The sequence below is a fragment of the Inquilinus sp. genome (genome assembly GCF_057815775.1).
Genome location: NZ_JBYRFX010000946.1, coordinates 14,686 through 31,004, shown reverse-complemented (window position 1 = coordinate 31,004; position 16,319 = coordinate 14,686). Strand labels below are relative to the sequence as shown.

Genomic DNA, 16,319 nt, shown 5'->3' with positions numbered 1-16,319 from the left:
CCGTACCGCCTGGTGGGCGGCGAAAACATGAGAATCCTGACCAGTTTTTCGTCAGAGAAAAACGCGTTGCGCGTCAGACGTCGGGCGCGAATGGTGGGTCGTGCCGGATTCGAACCGGCGACCTACGGATTAAAAGTCCGGTGCACCCTGTAGAGAATTCAAGGCGTTGCAGGCCTTAATTTTACGGAAAAGCGCTCATTGACACCCAAGAATGTCAAGCACTTACCAGCGTAATTTACGGGGTCTTTTAGCCCTTTACCGACGGTTGAACGATCGGCAGGCTGAGGTCGTAAACGTCCATCATCGACTCGGTCCGGTGGCCGCTACCTTCCTGCTTGTCGGCCCTGTTTCCAGCCGTGTCGGTGATGCCACGCCGCTTCAGATCGTGCAGGCCGAACCAGTCGGCTTCCTCGATGATGCCCTTCTCGAGCGCGCGCTCACCGAGCCGCTGCCACGCAGAATCCAGGCTGCTCTTTTCCAGGGGTCCGCCGTGCTGCGCGACGACCAACGGGCGAAGTGACGCCCGAATCGGGATGGGCATGCCGCGCTTCTTCCAGACGCCGTCGCGGTACGCAATCAGCGAATCCCATGCGATGCGGAGGCGCGGCGTCCAGGCAACGATGTTGTCCCGGGAGCCCTTGCGGCGGTTGGTGCGGAGGCCTTCGTCCGTGCCATGGTCCTCGGTCAGTGTGACGACCTCGATACCGCGGAGCCGGCACAGGTACGCGATGTCAGCGACAGCCCAGAGGTAGGGCGGGCAACTACCTGCCGTGCGCGGGGTGAGCTCGCCTCCATCGGCCGCCATCCGAACGAGCGCGGCCATCACCGGCGGGCTGGGCAGCCTCCGCCGCTGGCGTTCCTTGGCGAGCTTCACGCCCTTGACCGGGTTGCTGGCCATGTATCCACGGCGCACGCCCCACGAGTAAATCAGGCGCAGGTAGCGGATCAGGTGGTTTGCCTTTGTCGGCGTCCCTTCACCGGCAACCTTGTCGACCAGAAGCTGGAAGAATGCCGTGCTCAGGCGCCCGTAGCTCAACGTGCCAAGCGTGCTCCCGTCCTTCAGGTGAAGCTTCGAGACGATGACCCTCTGCTTACCGTAGTCGGACTGGGTGCGCTCGCTCAGTGCGGTCAGAACGTGGCTGCCGTGATACTGAGCCGTCAGCCAGTCCAGGCTCTTGCGATCGACGCCCCGGATCTCTTCCATGGCCCGATGAAGGTCGGACAGCATCGCATCCGAGCCCGCGACCTTCTGGCGGCGGGGCTTGGGGTCGCGGTGGATGGTGTACCAGACGTAGTCCCGCTTGTCCCAGTAGCAGCCGACCGGAAGCTTCTTCTGGTCGATGTGCGCCGGGATGGTGGTGTCGCGCTTACGTTTGCGGCCTCGGGTCACAGCAGGTCCTCAGGGCGGTACGCGTCGTCGTTCCCCGCTGACTGTACGCCCAAGGCAGCATTGATCGCCTCAACGGTCGTCCACGGGCCTTCCGCTCCGTCGCGGACCCTGATCCCCTGCGTGCTCGCCCAACGCTTCACCGCCGCCGGCTGCTGCAAGCCCGACAGTCGGCGTAGCTCGGCTGCGTCGATGATGTGGTGATTGTTCACGGCTCAACCGTCTCCATCGGGCATCCCCGATATTCGGTAGTTACTTGCCCTGGTACATGATCGACACGCCGGAACTCCACGACCCAGACCCACGGGTTGTCGGCCCATCGCGTTTCCGGCTTGGCCAGGCCATCCCACAGCGCCTCGAACTGCTGCCGCAGGTCGACCACGGCATCGTGCTCGCGCAGCTGGCTGGTCAAACCTTCGGCGACGATCTGCTCGGTCGTGATGTCCTGCAGACGCTCGACGCGCACAGCGGTCAGCTCGAGCCATATCCGGGCGTACGTCTTCGGCATCTGAATTGACGGCGTCCACCCATGATGCTCGACAAAGGATTTGATGCCCATTTTCTCGCACGTGAACGGCTCTGTCTTTCGGTATGGGTGACCTATCGAGCCGAGCTGGTACACGGGCGGGTATTCGCCATCCGCACGATAGATCAGGCGGTAAGGAACAGGCGGCGGCCCCGGAATTCCGGCTGTGCATGCGATCGAGAATCGACCGGCCGCGATGGCCAGCGGGTGAACCATGGCGAAGGACTCGCGCACGTACAGCCGGTCACCCACCATGTATGGAGACTTACGCTCTATCCACGTGCCAGCCAGAATTCCAGGCGTCGGCTGGAAGCCGGTAAAGGCCACCACGCCGGGGTCGAACTGGGTCGGGTGGGCATAGTCGAAGCCGGCGCTCGGCTGGGGCTTCAAAAGACGCCGCGTCACTGTCTTGCGGCCTTCGAGCACCGCGCGCACCATGGCGCCATTCATCAGGATGGGGAGTTCACGCATGGTGGCGAGGCTCTATCAAAGGGCGAAGGCTTGGCTTACGGAACACCCTCACACCATGGTGAGTTGCGCTGTCGGACTTACCGTTGGTGTGTTTATCAAGGCTCCATTTGGCTGGGAGCTTCCAGGCAGCAGTGCCGCTCTTGTCGGTGCGCTCCTTGGCGCGGCCGCAGCCGTAGGCGGCGCTCTTTGGGCTGCGAACGCGAAGCAGAATAAGGAAGATACTCGCGGCGACACGTTGCGCAGAGCGCTCGCCGGAATGGTCGCATCGGCGATTGCGCCGGAAATCGCAAGTGCCCTGCGTAACCTCGCGTTCTTCACCTGCAAGATGGGCGAAGCGATTGAGCTGGCCGATCTCAACGGCGACAGCCTCAAAGTCGTCGTTGTTCTCGGCAAGGCGACCGTAGACATAGCGATGTGCGAGCGATTCATAGGCCAACTCGACGTCTTTGGAAGTGACGCAGTGGATATCGTCGAAGCCATCGGATCGATGAACGATCTGAACTCTTCCAACCCCGCACTCGCACCCTTGGTCGAGGCACACCCATGGTTGGAAACCAAAGACATGGTCGAGCAGCGTGTTGTGCTGTGGGGCTTTTACGCAGGCAATCTCGAGCGTGCTCTTACGACTCTGAAGAAGTACCACCACCGTGGAAACAACGACGACTTCTGGGATGCCTTGCTCGGCAAGTAGATTTAAGCGTGTGACCGAAGCGCGCCTCATGTGTGCGGTTCCTCGCTGGCGCTGGCTTTCGCCTTCTCGATGGCTTCGCCAAGCTTGGTATGGAGCGACTCCGCCGCCGGCACGGTCATCCGCTGGTATGTGCCACCCACGAAGAGGTAGACGTAGCCATCGATCGCGGCAGCGTCGGGACGGTCGGTGTTCGGCTTCATGCGCGTCTCCAGGCATGGGTGAGCACGAGGGCGTGACGCCACGCATCAGCCAGGGACAGGCAGGTCCTGCGCTGATCCGCATACGAGACTTCGTAGAGGAAACCGCTGAGCGTCAGCTCGCTGCGCACGGGCTTGATGCGAGGCCGCTTGAAGCGGATGGGCGTATCCATGGTCAGGCCTCTGGCACCAGGTAGGGCTCGATGTCCACGACGCGGAAGAACTTCGGCGCATGGATCGACTGGATAAGGTCGGCGATCGCGTCGAGGTGCGCCTGGATCTGCGCCTTGTGCTCGTCCGTAATCCCCGCGGGCCAGTCCTCGGCGAACTCGTCGAACTCGTCGTAAGCGTTAATGCTGACAAGCTCGATAATGCGATCGGCGTCGGGCATGAACTCGCTGGCGGCCGGCGGCGCTTCGTGCCTGCCCGTATAAACGGTGTCGCCTGGATCGGCGCTATCGACAGCCTCGGCCAGCGCCTGTTTGCGCGTCGGGTACGTGTCGCAGCTGAACATCTCGCCGTCGGTCCCGTAGCTGAATTCGTTGATGGTCATGCTCATTCCTCGATCTGGATTTCGTGGTCGCGGCAGCAGGCATCGATGGCGTCACGCACGCGGCGGCTCTGGTTGGGATAGTCCGGGTCGGCCTGGTCAAGGGCCGCGAATGCGGACTGGAAGGCGGCGCGTGCTTCGCTGGTGGAGCAGTCGCGCGGCACGCCGAGGACGTCGCTCCAGTGCTGGCGCCCGGTCGGAGCCGTGAAGGTCTGACGGAGCGCAGCGAGCGTGGCCTGGTCCTTCGCGGAGGCGCCGGAGAGCGTGATGGTCGTAGGCACGGCCTGTTTCACCATAGGCTTCGCCGACTGCTCAGCAGCCAGACCCACGAGCCACCAGGCGGTGCTGCCCCCACGACGGTCATCGCGCATGAGCCGCCCGTCACGCTGTAACGCCTGAAGCCGCCGCCGCGTCTGCGGGATGGACAGGTCGGCCTCGTCGGCGATCTCGTCGATCATCGGCCCGTAGCGAACGGCGGTCAGGTCGCCAACCCGCAGCGGCTCCTCGCGAGCATTCCGGGCAACAGCACGCAGGCAGGCGCGCGTGAGGGCCTTCTCGAATTCTTCGGCGCTGACGGTGTCGGCGATCATGCTGCTTCCCCGAGACGGATAAGGTGGGAGTTGATACGTCGCCCAAGCCACGCCATGACCTCGGTGGCCATCGAGTTGCCAACAGATTTGTAGCGGGGGCCGTCAGCAGCGGGCTTGCCGCGAAATGGCACCTGCGTGTACCCATCAGGGAAACCCTGGAGGCGTTCGCATTCGACCGGTGTAAGGCGGCGGACGGCAGATGCAACGAGCACGCCTATCGTCTGTCCGTCGGTATCTAGAGGCCCGGTCTTGTCGCCGTACTGGATGACGTCCGTCTGCCTCGCGTCGAACGCGTGCGGGGGTTCACCGACGACGAATGTCTCGCTTTCGAAGTCGAGCCGTCCATGAGGACCGCCATGGGCGTTGCGTGCCGTAGCAACGTCGATCGGTCCGCTGGTGTCGTTGCCGCCGAACGCAACGAGGCCGCCATCGAGGTCGAAGTCTGTACCCATCCCGCCGCCAGCCTTGCTGCGCGATGGAATGGTCGGACTCACTTCGGCGACAAGATGAGACTCCCGGCCTTCGTGATCGCCGTGCATTGAGCCGACAAGAGTCGCGGCTACGAGGTTGTCGCTTCCATCGCCCCGCGCGCTGCTGTAGCCGTGGTGGCCAGCGCTCGCAGCAAGGCTGGCGGCAGCGACTTGCCCCGACGCTCGGCGCGGCGAAGAATCCCGGCGCACGCTTTCCCACTCAAGAAGTACTTGGGCGGGATCGAACCCGTCTGCAGCACTTGCGACAACGAACACACGCTTGCGTCGTTGGGCCAGTCCGAAGTATTGGGCGTCCAGGGTCCTCCACGCGATTGCTCGCGCGGGTCCATACACACAACCAGCGTTCGACCACCGCTTCCTTGGCGGGACGAGCTCGACATCTTCTCCGGCAAGGCCTCCCAGAAAGCACCCGAACGCGTTGTCCTTCGTGCTGAGGACTCCCGGTACATTTTCCCAGACGATACGGACGGGAGGCTTTCCGGCTCGGAGCCGAACAAAGTCGATTGCATTGGCTAGTTCCATGAAGCGGAGCGTGAGGTTGCCGCGCGCGTCATCGAGCGACTGGCGCGCACCGGCGACGCTGAAGGCCTGGCAGGGCGTGCCGCCGACGAGGATATCGGGAGCCTCGACCTCGCCTGACAAGATCCGGCGCGCGATCGTGGTCATGTCCCCGAGGTTGGGTACGGAGGCGTAGTGGTGCGCAAGAACGGCAGATGGAAAGGGTTCGATCTCGGCGAACCACACGGCCTTCCAGCCTAGCGGGTGCCAGGCCACGGTGGCGGCTTCGATGCCGCTGCAGACGCTCCCGTATGTAATGGCCTTCATGAGAAGATCTCGGTTTCAACGCACGGTGAAAATGAATGAACCGACCGACGCATCCTGGCTACCTCGATGAGGTGAAGTGCCAGGTGAGCTATGTGGAACTCGCCGCCCGTTCGAGCAACGTCCCGCTTATCCCTCATGTGATGGAAGTACGCGGTGTGACACCCGCCCCTTGGATAATCTGGGCTGGAAATGGCTGGGTCGCGGATGTTCAGGGAAAGATCCTTGAGTTCCAAAACGCTGGTCACGCCGTCAACTGGGCCCTCGCTCAATGGAAACCGGCTGCGGTGAACGTCACGCCTGCGTGAGGCGCGACGAAAAAAAGCAGGGGCGTGGGTGGCGTCAGCCATGTGCGCGGAGACCCTGTGATGCGTTCTGTGGAAGATCGGGATAAGTTCCCCAGGGCGCACGGAGTTCGCGCCAAGGGTTTGTCTCAGAGATGGCGCTGCGATGCGCATACCGGCCGCGCGCGCCGTCGTTCCAGAGCTCGCGACACCTGGTGGTCTGGTTGTCGAACCAGCCGGAGAAGAGGTCGGGCGTGCGCGGCATGAGGTCAGACCGCGCGGGTGATCGAGAACGGAGGCAGGTCACCGCCGTCGGCCTGAGCAAAGATCGTCAGCATCTGGCTTGCGCGCTCGAAGTCGCCGCGACGGATTGCGCCGGAGACATCCGACCAGGCTTTCGGCCTGTTGATAGGGACCTTTCTCGCAAGGCCCAAGGTCCCGAGATCGTCGTCAGACATCGCCTCGAGGATGTCCTCACGATCCACTTCCACCTCAACGGTCACGTACATGCGAATTCCTTCACCGGGCGAGCCGGCGTCTGTCGTCTAAAAGGGGATGTCGTCGTCATCGAAGCCCTCGCTCGCCGGTGCTCCGGCCGACTGAGGCGGCGTGTCGTGAGCGCGCTGGGTGAAGTCGCGCTGTGCGCGGCCCTTGCCAGTCGTTCCGGCATTGCCGCGCGTGCCACCGCCATAACGGGATTCGCCGTAGCTGTCAGCCGGTCGCTCCGAAGGCTGGCCGCCGAGCATCTGCATTTCATTGCCGATGATGTCCGTCGAGTAGCGCTCGATGCCGTCTTTGTCGGTGTACTTGTCGGTGCGCAGCGAGCCTTCGATATAGACCTGGCGGCCTTTCTTCAGGTACTCGCCTGCGATCTCGGCGAGCTTCCCGAACAGCTTCACGCGGTGCCACTCGGTGCGCTCCTGCTTCTCGCCCGAGGCCTTGTCGGTCCAGGCTTCGGAGGTCGCGATACGCAGCGACGTGATGGCCGTGCCGCTGCCCGTGTAGCGCGTCTCCGGATCGGCGCCGAGGTTGCCGACGATGACCACTTTGTTGATGCCGCGAGCCATCAGGCCGGCTCGCCCTGCGCGGCGCTATCGGCGGTGGCCGTCTCGACATCGACACCCGCGTGGATCGCGAGCACGAGCTCGTCCTGACCAGCCACTTCGACGGTGTACTCGTCGAGGGCGACGTGACGCAGGGCCTGCGGCTGCGACGTTGCGCGCACCAGGCGAGGCTTGGCGGTGTCGGTACGCTTGACAACGTAGATGCGGGTCGGGGTCTTGCTCACTGGGATCCTTTGCCGGTTTCCGCCGGCGCGGTGTTGGGATGGGAGCCGGTACATCAACCGCCGGCATCGGTACGCGCTGCGCCGCGGGGGACGGGAGAGCGCTGGGCGTTCAGTGGTGCGGCATGACCGCGATGGCGATGGGAAGCAGCAGGACAGGAACGACGAAGAGCAGCACGGCCGTTCTCTCGTCGCAGGGGGCACTCATCCACCAGGTGATGGCTTTCTGGATGCGGCGCTCCATCACGGCTTCGCCTTGCAGGGCACGTCGGTGACGATGACCACCGGCGCACCCTGGGCGCCGTAGGAGCCGATCTGGTGCGTCTTGTAGCCGCGCACGCAGTGGTTACCGGTTTCGGGCACCGTCAGCGTGGACGTCGGATGGCTGCCGGGCTTGAATGCGCCGCATGCAGCCAAGCCGAAGATCGCGAGACCGAGCATGAGCGCGATCGTGATCACGGCGCCGTTGTCGCCGGCGCGCTGAAGCGCCGGAGTGGACGAGCTGGCGTGCCGCAGCTGCTCGGCAGCGCGGACTTCGTTGTCCCCGGCGTGTTTGATGGCCATGTAGCGGCGCGCGTTGCGCTGGCGCATGTTGAGGATGCTCATGCGGCCACCTGCTGCGCGCTCTGAGCCAGGCCTTCGTAGTGGCCGCGAGTGCTCTCGGCGATGGCGTCGCGCAGGGCGAGGTCTGCCTTGCAGAGCGCGGCATACGCGTCCTTCGCATGGAAGGCGGCTTCGGCCGGGGCGCTGATGTCCGACTCGATATCGGCGATCAGCTGGTTGACGACATGCACAAGGCGGTCGGCCCGCTTGGCCAGCGTCCGTTGGTTCGAATTGAGTGCGCTGGTGCCCATCGTCCTCTCCCTTGCTGATTAATCAGCTTGGCAATAACGATAAGGCAGCTAATCACTTGATGTCAAGCGTTCTAATCACCGGGTAGGGCAGAATCTTTCGGCAGCCACGATGGCCGCTTCAGGGGGATGCCGGTGGAACCGAAGATTTGCGTCTGTTGCAAAGGGCCGCTAAGCCCACGTGCCACGGCCTGTCCGCGCTGCGGCGACCGTCCAGGGAGCAGGGGATTCCACGCAAAGTTCGCCTGGTTTGTTGTTTTCCTGCTGTCGATTCCGGCGCTCTTGCTGACCTTCTGGGCATTTTTCTCGTCGATGTCTGCGCCGCAGCAGGCGTCGGTGTTCGCTGGCTGTATTGCCGCGGTGGTTATCCCGTATTGCTACGCGCGTGCGGTCGAGAAGTATTGATCCGCGGGTGGAGACTGTCTGTTGAAAGTGATAACTCGTTCCGGCCGCCGTTGCTTTTGGCGGACCCAATATCAAGGAAGTGTATGAGTAACCAAGAAGTCCTCGACGCCCTCAAAGACGCTATCGTCGTGCTCGAAGACAACGAAAACATCATCAGGTGGCGCGACGCGTTCAACGATTGGGCGACGACAACCACCGCGGCGGATCCCGAGAACCTCGACCGGGCACAAGAGCTCGCGAACGTGATCATGAAGATCGACGACGAGATTGCATACGTCGAGGCCTGGGCCAATAAGCTTGACCTCGACGACCGGGAGATCGAGCGCGCTGGAATGTCGGTTGGAATGGCCGAGTCACTTCTCAAGGAGAACTCGCCAAGCAACATTACCGCACAGTTTGAGCGCAATCGGGCCTGATTTCCCCAATGCGTGGAGGTCTAAAAAAAGCCCGCAAATGCGGGCTTTTCTTCAACGGCGTCGCCGCCGGCGGTGCTCCATCATGGTCCCGATCACGATGCCTGGGTTGTCCGGCGTGACACTGACAGTTGCCCAGTCCGGATTCAGCGGGACTAGGTCGAACAGCTGGATCCCGGAAGGATCTACGCCCCGTGCGCGGTACTTCTTGAACGTGGCAGACTCTTCGTCGTCTACCTTCGCCACGACGTAGTCGCCAGGACGGGGCTTCACAGCCGGGTCAATGATCACCACGTCGCCCGGGCGAAACTCGTCCATCATCGACTCGCCGTCGATCACTAGCGCGAACGCCAGTCGGCCAAGCTCTGCCGCCATATCCCTGTCCACTCCAATCTGCTCCGATCCTTCGCCGCGGGCATACGCGTCGACAGCTTCTTTCCCGTAACCAGCCTGGACATAGCTGATTACTGGGACCATGCGCACGCCATCCTCGGCCAAGGTCAGGCCGGGAGGGGTATCGGCGACTTCGCGCTTGTCTTTACCAGTCCGCAGGTAGGCCACCGGCTTACCCAGCACACCGGCAGCGAGCTCGAGGAGCGCGCCGCGGATGTTGTCCGGCTCTGTGATGCCGGCCTCCCAATTGCTGATCGTGGCACCGGTGACGCCAATTTTTTTGGCGAATGCCCGCTGGGATAGGCCTGTCGCCTCCCGCGCCACGCGAAATCTTTCGGCGAAGTTACTCATATTGCTAAGAATACTTGGCAAAGTGATGAGTTCGCTTGACACGGGGGTGATTAGACGACTTATCATGCGGGCGTATGACCAAGACCGAACTTCTCACCCGTCTTTGCATGCGCCAGTCCGAACTGGCGCGACTCCTCGGTGTGTCCCGCTCGGCCGTGGCCCAGTGGCCTGACGACCAGCCAATCCCCGAGAAGCAGGAGCTTCGCCTCCGCTACGAGCTTCGTCCGCACATCTTCAGCGATGGGCCCGACGAGCGACACCGAAGCGAGGCCGCCTCGGCAGGGGCGACGGCCGAAACAGCTCAAGTTGTTCTGACGCGGAAGGCGAGCTGACGTGGGCACCGACGTGCTCGCGTTGCTCGCCTTCGCCTTCGTCGCACTTTGGCCGCTGCGAAAGCGGGCAGGGCGCTGACGCTCAACCGCTTCGACGTTCCCTGATTCCCCTGTCGTGATCTCCATGGTGACGACTCTACCTACCGGGCCCAAGCGGCTCACCATTTGAGATTGACCCGAATGAATGTCCTCGATGCAGCCCAGGCAACGGTGAAGGCTTATCCCGGTGGCGCGGAATCGCTTGCGCCGCGTCTGGACATGTCCGGTGCGCTGCTGCGCGGCAAGGTGAACCCGTCGTACGACCGGAACCACCTGACGCTGGCCGAGGCCGACCTGCTGATGACCGTCACCGGTGACCACCGCATCCTCCACGCGCTGGCGCACTCGCACGGCTACGTCTTGCAGCGTTGCGACGACTTGGCGAAGGAGCGGGAGGACGCCAAGCACCGCGTGGACGAGCTCGTGCTGCAGCTCATGCATGTCACGGGCAACTTCGCTGGCACGATCCAAGAGGCGCGCGCAGACGGCGTTATCACCCTGAACGAAGCAAAGGACACGTCGAACGCGGGCATCACCGTGCAGAAGACCGTCGTGGATCTGGTCGCCGCGATTCAGGACCAGGTTAGGCTCGGTTGATGCACGGGTCCCCGAAATCACGGCCTGCGCCGGGGGTGTTTCGCCCCGCCGTTGTTGCTGGCGCATCCGACCATGGACGCACCCACACCAAGGCCGTCCTTCCCATGCGAGATCGCTTCAACCCCGCCGAGTGGAACCTCTGGTTCGCGACAGCTCGCGCTCTTAAGCGGTTCGCACGGTGAACCGCCAGGCGTCTGCTTCATTGGTGAACCAGTGCAGGTGGCAATGCCTCCGCGTGCTCGTCCATGGGCCGACGCCTGAGCAGTTGGTCGCTGCCGAAATGTATCTCGCCTCGCTGGCGCCATCGCCGCAGGCCTCGTTGTTCAACCAGCAGCACGCTAACTCGGGGGTAGCTACCCGGGGACAGCCGAGTCCGGTCGGTTGCGTGTCTGCACTTTCCCGGAAGCCGGAGTAGGCATGGCCCGCATTCGTTCCATCAAGCCCGAGTTCCCACAGTCCCAGAGCATGGGCAACGTGTCGCGAGACGCTCGGCTGCTTTTCATTCTCCTCTGGCCGATTTGCGACGACCACGGGAGGACTCGCGCCGACTCGCGAATGCTCGCGAGCCTTCTTTTCCCCTACGACAGTGACGTCGATAGCGTCGCGAAGACGACCAGGGCGAATGTGGAGGAGTGGTTGGTCGAATTGGAGCGCGAGCAGTGCATCAAGCGCTATGCCGCGAACGGTTCGACGTACCTCGAAATCTGTAACTGGCTGACTCACCAGAAGATCGACAAACCGAGCAAGCCGCAATTCCCCGAGCCTTCGCGAGACCTCGCGAGCATTCGCGAAGTGTCGTCGGAGGAAGGGAAGGGAGAGGAAGGGAAGGGAGAGGAAGGGAGGGGTAGCGCTGGCGCGCCTCCACCCAACGATCCTCCTGCCGACAACCCGAAGGGCGACGGATCGAAGCGCGGAACCCGATTGCCGAAGGAATGGGAGCCGAGCGACGAGCTTCGCAACGACATGCGCGACGAGCGCCTTGACCTGAACATCCCAATCGAGGTGAAGAAGTTCCGCGACTACTGGACCGCCAAGCCTGGCAAGGACGGCCTTAAGCTGGACTGGGACGCGACCTTCCGCAACTGGTGCCGCAACGCGAAATCGCCGAACGGCTTCGGTGGTCGCATTGAGCAACCGCGCCAACGGCAGGAGCTCCGCCGATGAGGCCGCCCGAGACTGGCTGGATGGGCCTGCGCGTGCCGCCGTCGGCTGTCGACGCCGAGCAGAGCGTGCTGGGTGGGCTGATGATGGTGCCCGACCGCATCGACGCCGTGTCGGCGAAGCTTGTGGAGGACGACTTCTACCGCCGCGACCATCGGATGATCTACCGATCCATGATCGAGCTGGCGCGCCGCGGCACGCCGTGCGACGCGATCACCCTGGGCGAGTGGTTCGTGCGCAACGGCATCGAGATGATCGAGCCGGCCTACCTGCTGGACCTGGTGAACAACACCCCCAGCGCGGCGAACATCGAGGCGTATGCCGCCATCGTGCGCGAGAAGTCCGTCCGCCGGCGCGTGATCGACGTCGCGACCCAGATGGTCGAGAACGCCTTCGGTGCCGAGCAGGACGCGGCTGAGCTCGTTGACGGCGGCATCGCGAAGCTGATGGGTATGCAGCACGTCGAGAAGAGCACCGAGTACACGCTCCGTCAGGCCTTGACGATTGCGTATGACGCCGCCGATGCGGCCAAGGCCCGCGGCGGCAAGATCCCTGGCATCCCCACTGGCCTGACCGAGCTCGACGATGTCCTCGGCGGCCTGCACAACTCCGACCTGATCATCATCGGCGCCCGCCCGTCCATGGGAAAGACGGCGCTGCTGCTGAACATGGCGCTCGGCGATGCTGGTGACGCGGGCCTCATTTCCACCGAGCAGCCCGTCGTCCAGATCGGCTCTCGCATCCTCGCCATCCAGGGCAACGTCAATGCCTCACGGCTGCGCAACGGCTCGCACGACGACGAAGACCTGGCGCGGCTGTTCAACGCCACCGCCGCTCTGCTGGATCCCGAGAACCCGCGCGAGCTGATGATCTGCGACCAGGCTGGCATGACCATCGGCGAGCTGCAGCGCATCGCTAGGCGTTGGAAGCAGAAGCATGGCATCCAGCGCTTGCTGGTCGACTACGTCCAGCGCGTGAAGGGCAACGATCCGCGCGCCTCCCGCATCGACCAGGTCGGCGAGGTCGCCATTGGCCTGAAGGACATCGCCCGCGAGTTGGATATCCCCGTCGTCGCGCTGGCGCAGGTGAACCGCGATGTTGAGAAGCGCGCCGACAAGCGCCCGAACATGGGCGATCTGGCCAACTCGAGCGAGATCGAGAAGGAAGCCGACCAGATCCTGATGCTCTACCGGGACGAGGTCTACAACAAGGACACGCCGGACAAGGGCATCGCCGAGATCAGCGTCGAGAAGAACCGTCACGGTCCGACGGGCTTCGTTCGTGCGGTCTGGCAGGCCGAGACCATGCGCTTCCGTGACCTCTCGCACCACGGCGCCTATGACTACTGACCTGCTCACGCGGATCACCGCCGATCGCCAGCGCATCGAGCAGGAGCGCGAGGCGAACCGCAAGCGCCATCCGTTCGCGATGGAGCTGTTCGACGGTCTTCGCGAGGCAGGCCTTGCGCCGAAGTTGAAGCACGCCGTGAACGCCGCTGGCGAGGAACTCGGCTCGCCGCCGAAGGTGCCCGGCTTCGTGGTGGACGGCGAGAAGCTGGCGCACCTGCCCGACTACGAAGCCTTCTGGCAGAAATCTCTCGGCAAGAAAGCCGAGACCCTCGCCACCTACCGCGAGCGCATGCAGCGCGCCATCAAGCCTGGAATGGGAGACCACTGAAGCCATGGCAAAGAAGAACAATGCGAAGGCGCTCGCTCCGTCGGCCAACACCGAATGGGACTACTGGGGCGACCTATGCGGCTTCACGAGTTGGGCCACGGCTGCGGCTGCCCTGGGTATCACCACTCAGGCCATCATCACGGCGCGCAAGAAGCCGGTGCGTAAGACCATGCGCCTGGCCATGGATGCGGTGCTCGACCGCTGCGTCAGGAAGGTAAGCATCGTCGACGGCCTTGCTTCGACGCCGATCGCTTTGTCCGCGGATGGGCTTCGGTGGGGGACGACGCCAACGATCATTCGGCTGAGCGAAAGCGACTGCTCGCCGATCGTTTTCGTCACTGAGGACCGGCGTGCCATCACCGAGGCATACGTGACCGAGGCCGTGCGCCGCATGGAATCCGGCCAGTGAAGCGCACGCCACTGCTCCGCAAGACCCCGTTCAAGTCCGCCCGTGGCTTCGCTGCGACTGGCATCGTCAAGGCCGCGGCAGAGCGCGCGACGGTCGAGTTCGACGAGGACGGCAAGGTCATCGCGGTCTACAACCATAAAGGCTTGACGGTCCGTCGTCAGCCTGTCGCCACGAAGGCGCAGAAGCAGCGCTGGGTCGACGCCAAGGCACGCGGTTGTGTCGCGTGCCACCTCAACGGTGTCGATCATGGGCTGGCGCGTGCGAGCTACGGGAACGACCTTGAGATGCATCACCTGTTGTCCGGTGGCCGTCGCATCGGTCACGATGCGACCGTCTGCCTCTGCCACTTTCACCACCAGGCGAAGCGCCTCCCGTTCGCCGACCGCGGCTACGAGGCCCAGGCGCTGATCTACGGGCCGAGCCTGGAGCGCGAGTCGCGCCATTTCCACGAGTTCTACGGTACCGACCAGCAGCTGCTCGCGTATCAGGAAACCATGCTCGTGCAGCTGGCGCCCCAGTTCGGCCCGGAGGCGTCATGGTGAAGCCGCTGGTCATCGAGATCGAGGACATGCGCCTGAAGGCGGGGCTCAACGCCCGCGAGCACCGCATGGTCCGGGCGAGGCGCACGAAGCGAGAGCGCCAAACCGCACACTGGATGCTGCTGGATGCCAAGCGTCCGCCACTGCCCGTGGTCGTGCGCCTGGTTCGGATTTCTCCGCGCGCGTTCGACGACGACAACCTTCAGGGCGCCTTCAAGGCGATCCGTGACGGCGTGGCCGACGCCTACGGCATCGCCGACAACGACAAGACGCTGATCCGCTTCGAGTACGACGCGGAGCGCGGCAAGCCTCACCAGTACAGCGTCCGAATCGAGGTGTCGCCTGCATGAACCTCGGCGGCCTTCTCGCAGAGCGCGCCCAGCACAAGCTGGATGCTGTCTCGCGGCTGGCCATCGACATGGCCGACTCATCGTTAAGCCTTGACGACATTGCCGCACGTTGTGACCAGGCGGCGCGAGACCTGGTAGCAGCCGCGGCGCTCGTGCGCCGGATTGCCAAGCAACAGAAAAAGAGCGGTGCCGCTGGCGCCGTGCACGACACGCATCAGAAATAGGGGAACACCATGCACACTGGGAAACGTCTCGCCATGCTCAACGCCAAGAACTGCAGGTTCGACATCGGGTCGGGTGGCATCCCTGACATCGTCGCCACAGACGTGGCTGCCGCCCTGGGCATGGTCGCCGCCGGCATCGGCCGCGAGGTGCTGTGCCGCGTGTGGTGGCCCGACGGTGCCAAGCTGTCAAAGGACCAGCTCAACGACATGGTCGACGCCCTGATGCGCGACGAGTGGGCGAAGCGCGAAGCGTCAATGCTTGACGGCCTCCTTGCGATCGCGTCCCGGGGTAGCCGGGGGCAGGGCGCCTACGCGACTGCGCACGCGAATCGGTGGCCGCGCCTGGTCATCACCGAGCGCGGCCTTACGACTCTGGCCGAAGGCTACGGCAAGGTCCGTACCGCGGTGCTCAACGAACTCGCGAGCGCCGGCCTCTGCCAGTACTGCTCTGGCCGCGGCATGACGGCAACCACCATGGGTGTCTACAAGACCTGCGCCGAGTGCATGGGCGCTGGCCACCTGCGCCTGAGCGACCGTGGGCGCGCTGAGCTTGCTGGGTTCTCGTGGAAGACCTATCGGGAAGGCTGGGCCTCGGTCTATGACTGGACGTTTCAGCGGTGCACTGACGACCTTCACCAGGCTGAGAGGCAGTTCCAGCACGCGCTCACGTAGGAGGGAGGGCTTGATGTTGTCCTGGCAGGCCCCAGAACGTTCGAAGGGTCAACAACAGGGGAAGGGAATGGAAGGTTACGTCTTACCCGCTACAGCGAAGCTCGTGACGCTGGCCGAAATTACATCGCGATTCTTCGTTACGAATCTCGGCGTCCTGTGCCTACGATTCGATCTGGGGCCCGGCGCGAACGGCGACGTCGGACTGGTCCGGCTCGATGGAAGCTGGCAGGCCGATGCTATCGGGGCGACCCGTGCAAGGCAGCACCGCCGCTACATCGAGGTCGAAGGAACGGTGCCGCACGTAAACGCCAAATCGATGGAATGGAAGATGACCGATCTCGCGGACGTCGGCTGCCTCGTCTTGGATGAGAAAGGTATCTGGATCGTTGCGAAGCATTACGATCAGATGGCGGAGAAGCTTTTGGTGAACGTTGTAACCGGTGATCGCGCATGGCCCGGCGTCGACCATGCCTCGGTAATAACGAGCTGGGTCATCGAGGCGAGCGTCGGCGACTTGAAGACGTTCGAGATAGGGGCTCACACCGTCCCGCCCTTGATCCTCGCCGAGGTGTGACGGTGGGTGGGTGATGCCCACCCAAAAAATCGCTATTC

General features: G+C 63.6%; 30 protein-coding genes. 15 read left to right on the top strand and 15 right to left on the bottom strand.

Annotated features, from left to right (window positions below; genetic code table 11):
* Nucleotides 1–247 precede the first annotated feature (247 nt).
* Genes AC3XYG_RS33975 through AC3XYG_RS33965 form a run of 3 tightly spaced genes read right to left on the bottom strand, consistent with a single transcriptional unit; the run spans nucleotide 248 to nucleotide 2,384 of the window.
* Nucleotides 248–1,390 carry a site-specific integrase gene (locus tag AC3XYG_RS33975; RefSeq protein ID WP_489144310.1) on the bottom strand — a complete coding sequence of 381 codons (1,143 nt, stop codon included), beginning with the start codon at nucleotides 1,388–1,390 and terminating at the stop codon, nucleotides 248–250.
* On the bottom strand, nucleotides 1,387–1,599 hold the full coding sequence (locus AC3XYG_RS33970) for a hypothetical protein (protein ID WP_489144309.1): 213 nt from the start codon (nucleotides 1,597–1,599) through the stop codon (nucleotides 1,387–1,389). Before AC3XYG_RS33970 ends, AC3XYG_RS33975 begins: the two co-directional genes overlap by 4 nt.
* Complete coding sequence (locus AC3XYG_RS33965; RefSeq protein WP_489144308.1) at nucleotides 1,596–2,384, bottom strand: hypothetical protein; 789 nt, start codon at nucleotides 2,382–2,384, stop codon at nucleotides 1,596–1,598. Before AC3XYG_RS33965 ends, AC3XYG_RS33970 begins: the two co-directional genes overlap by 4 nt.
* Here AC3XYG_RS33965 and AC3XYG_RS33960 point away from each other — a divergent pair.
* A complete protein-coding gene (locus AC3XYG_RS33960) occupies nucleotides 2,383–3,075 on the top strand; it encodes a hypothetical protein (protein ID WP_489144307.1) in 693 nt (230 codons plus the stop codon). The two genes, AC3XYG_RS33965 and AC3XYG_RS33960, sit on opposite strands and share 2 nt — an antisense overlap.
* A 26-nt stretch (nucleotides 3,076–3,101) precedes the next feature.
* Here AC3XYG_RS33960 and AC3XYG_RS33955 read toward each other — a convergent pair whose 3' ends face one another.
* From AC3XYG_RS33955 to AC3XYG_RS33935, 5 genes are read right to left on the bottom strand one after another with little or no spacing between them, the layout of a single operon-like run.
* Nucleotides 3,102–3,275 (bottom strand): hypothetical protein, encoded by a 174-nt coding sequence (locus tag AC3XYG_RS33955; protein ID WP_489144306.1) that lies wholly within the window; start codon nucleotides 3,273–3,275, stop codon nucleotides 3,102–3,104.
* On the bottom strand, nucleotides 3,272–3,445 hold the full coding sequence (locus AC3XYG_RS33950) for a hypothetical protein (protein ID WP_489144305.1): 174 nt from the start codon (nucleotides 3,443–3,445) through the stop codon (nucleotides 3,272–3,274). Before AC3XYG_RS33950 ends, AC3XYG_RS33955 begins: the two co-directional genes overlap by 4 nt.
* 2 nt (nucleotides 3,446–3,447) lie before the next feature.
* On the bottom strand, nucleotides 3,448–3,825 hold the full coding sequence (locus AC3XYG_RS33945; protein ID WP_489144304.1) for a hypothetical protein: 378 nt from the start codon (nucleotides 3,823–3,825) through the stop codon (nucleotides 3,448–3,450).
* A 2-nt stretch (nucleotides 3,826–3,827) separates the two neighbouring features.
* Nucleotides 3,828–4,412, bottom strand: coding sequence for a FaeA/PapI family transcriptional regulator (locus tag AC3XYG_RS33940; RefSeq protein WP_489144303.1), 585 nt, complete (start codon nucleotides 4,410–4,412; stop codon nucleotides 3,828–3,830).
* On the bottom strand, nucleotides 4,409–5,728 hold the full coding sequence (locus AC3XYG_RS33935; RefSeq protein WP_489144302.1) for a DNA cytosine methyltransferase: 1,320 nt from the start codon (nucleotides 5,726–5,728) through the stop codon (nucleotides 4,409–4,411). The genes AC3XYG_RS33940 and AC3XYG_RS33935 overlap by 4 nt, the downstream gene beginning before the upstream one ends.
* A gap of 35 nt (nucleotides 5,729–5,763) precedes the next feature.
* On the opposite strand from AC3XYG_RS33935, the gene AC3XYG_RS33930 reads away from it, so the two are divergent.
* On the top strand, nucleotides 5,764–6,033 hold the full coding sequence (locus tag AC3XYG_RS33930; RefSeq protein ID WP_489144301.1) for a hypothetical protein: 270 nt from the start codon (nucleotides 5,764–5,766) through the stop codon (nucleotides 6,031–6,033).
* Nucleotides 6,034–6,278: 245 nt separating this feature from the next.
* On the opposite strand, the gene AC3XYG_RS33925 is transcribed toward AC3XYG_RS33930, so the two are convergent.
* The 6 genes from AC3XYG_RS33925 to AC3XYG_RS33900 form a co-directional block, all read right to left on the bottom strand.
* On the bottom strand, nucleotides 6,279–6,518 hold the full coding sequence (locus AC3XYG_RS33925) for a hypothetical protein (protein WP_489144300.1): 240 nt from the start codon (nucleotides 6,516–6,518) through the stop codon (nucleotides 6,279–6,281).
* Nucleotides 6,519–6,554: 36 nt separating this feature from the next.
* The gene (gene ssb / locus AC3XYG_RS33920) at nucleotides 6,555–7,076 is read right to left on the bottom strand and encodes a single-stranded DNA-binding protein (protein ID WP_489144299.1); all 522 of its coding nucleotides are present in this window, start codon (nucleotides 7,074–7,076) and stop codon (nucleotides 6,555–6,557) included.
* Entirely contained in the window at nucleotides 7,076–7,297 is a 222-nt protein-coding gene (locus AC3XYG_RS33915) for a hypothetical protein (RefSeq protein WP_489144298.1), read from the bottom strand. Before AC3XYG_RS33915 ends, ssb begins: the two co-directional genes overlap by 1 nt.
* Nucleotides 7,298–7,406: 109 nt before the next feature.
* Nucleotides 7,407–7,538, bottom strand: coding sequence for a hypothetical protein (locus AC3XYG_RS33910; RefSeq protein WP_489144297.1), 132 nt, complete (start codon nucleotides 7,536–7,538; stop codon nucleotides 7,407–7,409).
* The gene (locus AC3XYG_RS33905; protein WP_489144296.1) at nucleotides 7,538–7,900 is read right to left on the bottom strand and encodes a hypothetical protein; all 363 of its coding nucleotides are present in this window, start codon (nucleotides 7,898–7,900) and stop codon (nucleotides 7,538–7,540) included. Before AC3XYG_RS33905 ends, AC3XYG_RS33910 begins: the two co-directional genes overlap by 1 nt.
* Nucleotides 7,897–8,148, bottom strand: coding sequence for a hypothetical protein (locus AC3XYG_RS33900; RefSeq protein ID WP_489144295.1), 252 nt, complete (start codon nucleotides 8,146–8,148; stop codon nucleotides 7,897–7,899). Before AC3XYG_RS33900 ends, AC3XYG_RS33905 begins: the two co-directional genes overlap by 4 nt.
* A gap of 132 nt (nucleotides 8,149–8,280) precedes the next feature.
* Between AC3XYG_RS33900 and AC3XYG_RS33895 the strand changes: the two genes are divergently transcribed.
* The gene (locus AC3XYG_RS33895; RefSeq protein ID WP_489144294.1) at nucleotides 8,281–8,550 is read left to right on the top strand and encodes a hypothetical protein; all 270 of its coding nucleotides are present in this window, start codon (nucleotides 8,281–8,283) and stop codon (nucleotides 8,548–8,550) included.
* An 83-nt stretch (nucleotides 8,551–8,633) separates the two neighbouring features.
* Nucleotides 8,634–8,966, top strand: a complete 333-nt coding sequence (locus tag AC3XYG_RS33890) for a hypothetical protein (protein ID WP_489144293.1) — start codon at nucleotides 8,634–8,636, stop codon at nucleotides 8,964–8,966.
* Nucleotides 8,967–9,017: 51 nt separating this feature from the next.
* Here the strand turns inward: AC3XYG_RS33890 and AC3XYG_RS33885 are convergent, their stop codons facing one another.
* Nucleotides 9,018–9,749 carry a LexA family protein gene (locus AC3XYG_RS33885; RefSeq protein ID WP_489144292.1) on the bottom strand — a complete coding sequence of 244 codons (732 nt, stop codon included), beginning with the start codon at nucleotides 9,747–9,749 and terminating at the stop codon, nucleotides 9,018–9,020.
* Nucleotides 9,750–9,781: 32 nt separating this feature from the next.
* Here AC3XYG_RS33885 and AC3XYG_RS33880 point away from each other — a divergent pair, with 32 nt between their 5' ends.
* The 11 genes from AC3XYG_RS33880 (at nucleotide 9,782) to AC3XYG_RS33830 (ending at nucleotide 16,281) form a co-directional block, all read left to right on the top strand.
* A complete protein-coding gene (locus AC3XYG_RS33880) occupies nucleotides 9,782–10,039 on the top strand; it encodes a hypothetical protein (RefSeq protein WP_489144291.1) in 258 nt (85 codons plus the stop codon).
* Nucleotides 10,040–10,219: 180 nt separating this feature from the next.
* Nucleotides 10,220–10,675 carry a phage regulatory CII family protein gene (locus AC3XYG_RS33875; protein ID WP_489144290.1) on the top strand — a complete coding sequence of 152 codons (456 nt, stop codon included), beginning with the start codon at nucleotides 10,220–10,222 and terminating at the stop codon, nucleotides 10,673–10,675.
* A 417-nt stretch (nucleotides 10,676–11,092) separates the two neighbouring features.
* Nucleotides 11,093–11,839 (top strand): hypothetical protein, encoded by a 747-nt coding sequence (locus tag AC3XYG_RS33870; protein ID WP_489144289.1) that lies wholly within the window; start codon nucleotides 11,093–11,095, stop codon nucleotides 11,837–11,839.
* A 20-nt stretch (nucleotides 11,840–11,859) separates the two neighbouring features.
* On the top strand, nucleotides 11,860–13,185 hold the full coding sequence (locus AC3XYG_RS33865; protein WP_489144288.1) for a replicative DNA helicase: 1,326 nt from the start codon (nucleotides 11,860–11,862) through the stop codon (nucleotides 13,183–13,185).
* A complete protein-coding gene (locus AC3XYG_RS33860; RefSeq protein WP_489144287.1) occupies nucleotides 13,175–13,513 on the top strand; it encodes a hypothetical protein in 339 nt (112 codons plus the stop codon). Before AC3XYG_RS33865 ends, AC3XYG_RS33860 begins: the two co-directional genes overlap by 11 nt.
* A 4-nt stretch (nucleotides 13,514–13,517) precedes the next feature.
* Nucleotides 13,518–13,922 (top strand): hypothetical protein, encoded by a 405-nt coding sequence (locus AC3XYG_RS33855; RefSeq protein WP_489144286.1) that lies wholly within the window; start codon nucleotides 13,518–13,520, stop codon nucleotides 13,920–13,922.
* Nucleotides 13,919–14,464: a Ref family recombination enhancement nuclease gene (locus AC3XYG_RS33850; protein ID WP_489144285.1), complete on the top strand. Its 546-nt coding sequence runs from the start codon at nucleotides 13,919–13,921 to the stop codon at nucleotides 14,462–14,464. Before AC3XYG_RS33855 ends, AC3XYG_RS33850 begins: the two co-directional genes overlap by 4 nt.
* Nucleotides 14,458–14,811: a hypothetical protein gene (locus AC3XYG_RS33845; RefSeq protein ID WP_489144284.1), complete on the top strand. Its 354-nt coding sequence runs from the start codon at nucleotides 14,458–14,460 to the stop codon at nucleotides 14,809–14,811. Before AC3XYG_RS33850 ends, AC3XYG_RS33845 begins: the two co-directional genes overlap by 7 nt.
* Nucleotides 14,808–15,035, top strand: a complete 228-nt coding sequence (locus tag AC3XYG_RS33840) for a hypothetical protein (RefSeq protein WP_489144283.1) — start codon at nucleotides 14,808–14,810, stop codon at nucleotides 15,033–15,035. Before AC3XYG_RS33845 ends, AC3XYG_RS33840 begins: the two co-directional genes overlap by 4 nt.
* A 33-nt stretch (nucleotides 15,036–15,068) precedes the next feature.
* Nucleotides 15,069–15,707 carry a hypothetical protein gene (locus tag AC3XYG_RS33835; RefSeq protein WP_489144282.1) on the top strand — a complete coding sequence of 213 codons (639 nt, stop codon included), beginning with the start codon at nucleotides 15,069–15,071 and terminating at the stop codon, nucleotides 15,705–15,707.
* Between the two features lie 10 nt (nucleotides 15,708–15,717).
* Entirely contained in the window at nucleotides 15,718–16,281 is a 564-nt protein-coding gene (locus tag AC3XYG_RS33830) for a hypothetical protein (protein ID WP_489144281.1), read from the top strand.
* Nucleotides 16,282–16,319 lie beyond the last annotated feature (38 nt).